Genomic DNA, 2144 nt, shown 5'->3' on the forward strand with positions numbered 1-2144 from the left:
GACGTGTCGAAGATCGCGCCGCGTCTGATGTCGAATCGCGGATCGAGCACGGCGGACAGCGTCTGATCGTCGGACGCTTTGACGATGACAGGAGCGACCCACGCCGGCGGATCATCGGTCGGCACGGTGTAGAGGTACGTCGTGGTGCCGGCCGCATCCTGGGTCGGCCCGACGACTTTCGTGAAGCCCGAGTCCGGAATGTTAGGCAGGTTCGTGAGAATGTACTTCACGTTCAGCAGGCGCCACAGCTGCGGGTCGGTCAGACGCGCGTTGATCAGATCGTGGTACCGCCCGATCTCGTTGCCGTGATATCCCATCACGGTGCGAATGCGCTGCACCATGAGGGCGTTGAATTCGAGAAACGGATCGTGCGGCGCGATCGGCGCGTTGGGCGCGTTGGCCGGAAGCTGTAGCACGCGGCCGGGGACCGGCTGTTTTCGGACGTAGTCGAGCGTCGCGTTGTCGGCGTAGAGCACCTTTGCCGGCGCCGAGAACATCCAGTACTGGTGTTCGATGCTCCAGAGGTCCGCGGCCGTGAGGACCAGCACCGCCCAGGCGATCACCGCACGCTTGGCCTTACCGAGCACAAGGAGCAGGAGCAGGCCGGCGGCGATCGCGGTGAAGACGGCCGTTCGGACGGCGCCGACTAACAGGAGCGGCGCATTCAACGCCACTCCTTCCTGGTGATCCGGCGGCGCGATGGTGGACGCGATGTTGGTCAATATGCCGGTGACTCCGAGCAGCAGCACGACGGCGGCCGCAATGAGCCAGCCAACGGCGTATTGTCGCGTCACATCGGCGCGTTCCAGGCGTTCGGCGCCGAACGCCGCGAAGATGGCAACGCACAGTCCCACCACGAAAATCATCGTGCTCGGCGCCCGAAAATACTTCGTGCCCGGCACGAGCGCGTAGACGAGGTGATAGAACGGAGTGAACCCGCCTAACGACCAGAGGAGCGCAACGATGAACGTGATGAACCAGAATCGCCCGAACGATCGGCGGTCAGGCCTCCATGCGTAGACGACGCCGAGCAGCGCGAGCATGAGCGCCACCGCGCCCAGATATTCGCTGTGCAGGTGAATCCCGTTCTGACCCCAATAGTGGTCGAACATCCCGGTGAATTGCGGGATGTACGTGTTGATCAGCTCTTCGGGCGGGAACGAATACGACGTCGCGTGCGCCCAGCCGCTCAAGCCTCCTGCACGCGGCGACCACGGGACGTACTGCAGCACGGACGTGTATTGGATGGCGCCCATGACCGTGCCCACGCACACGGCCGCGAGCGAGCCGCCGAGGCGCTTGAACGCGATGCGTAGGTCTAACGCGGGCGCGTTGTCGCTTCCGAAGGCGAGCCAGAGTGCGAACGCACCGCTCACGAGCAGCATGTACTGGAAGAGCTGCGGATGCGGGCTCAGACACGCGAGGCCGATGACGATCGCGAGCACGCCGTACGACCAGGCCTTGCCGTCGCGAATCGCGCGCACGAGCAGGAACAGCACGAGCGGCAGGAGCGCGCTCACGTACAGCTTACCGTCGTGCCCCGGCGAGACGTACGACGAGATCGGGCCGCCCATCATGTAGACGAGGCCGCCGGTCAGCGCGCCGTAGAAGGAGAACCGGCACGCGCGCAGCAGGATGTAGGTGAAGAGTCCCGCGAGGATGATGTGGATGATGAATGCCCACGTCATAGCGACGTCGGTGGGCATGATCATGCGCATCAGGAATGTCGGATAGAAAATGTCGCCGCTCATCGCGGCGACGTATGGCATGCCTCCAAACAGGTAGGGGTTCCACAACGGGAACCCGTGTCCGGCGCGCAGCGACGCCGCGGCGAATTCGCGGAACGCGTAGCCGCCGATGTACTGGTCGCTGGACGGATTGACCAGGAACCGCCCAACGAGCGCCGGATAGCCGAGGATGAGCGTCGCGACGATGTACACGACAGCCGCCCAGGCGGTGGCAAATCGCGGCTCGCCTAACGCCGGGGCGCGGCCGGCCTTGGCCGCAACGCGGCTATCTCGTGCTTTCGATTGGGCCATCGGAACGTCTCGGGCGCATCCACTGGCGCGCCAGAAAAAGAACTGCGGGGACGATCTCGAGAATCGTGAGCCACACGCGCGACGACACGACGAGCAGTGTCGCCT

At 64.5% G+C, this 2144-nt stretch carries 1 protein-coding gene; it reads right to left on the reverse strand.

Translation table 11 applies throughout. The features are described from left to right. The coding region (locus VFW04_10135; GenBank protein HEX5179680.1) for a hypothetical protein at positions 1-2039 on the reverse strand (2039 nt) is incomplete at its 3' end. Between the last annotated feature and the right edge of the window lie 105 nt (positions 2040-2144).

Source organism: Gemmatimonadaceae bacterium, assembly GCA_036273715.1.
Classification (GTDB): Bacteria; Gemmatimonadota; Gemmatimonadetes; order Gemmatimonadales; family Gemmatimonadaceae; genus JADGGM01.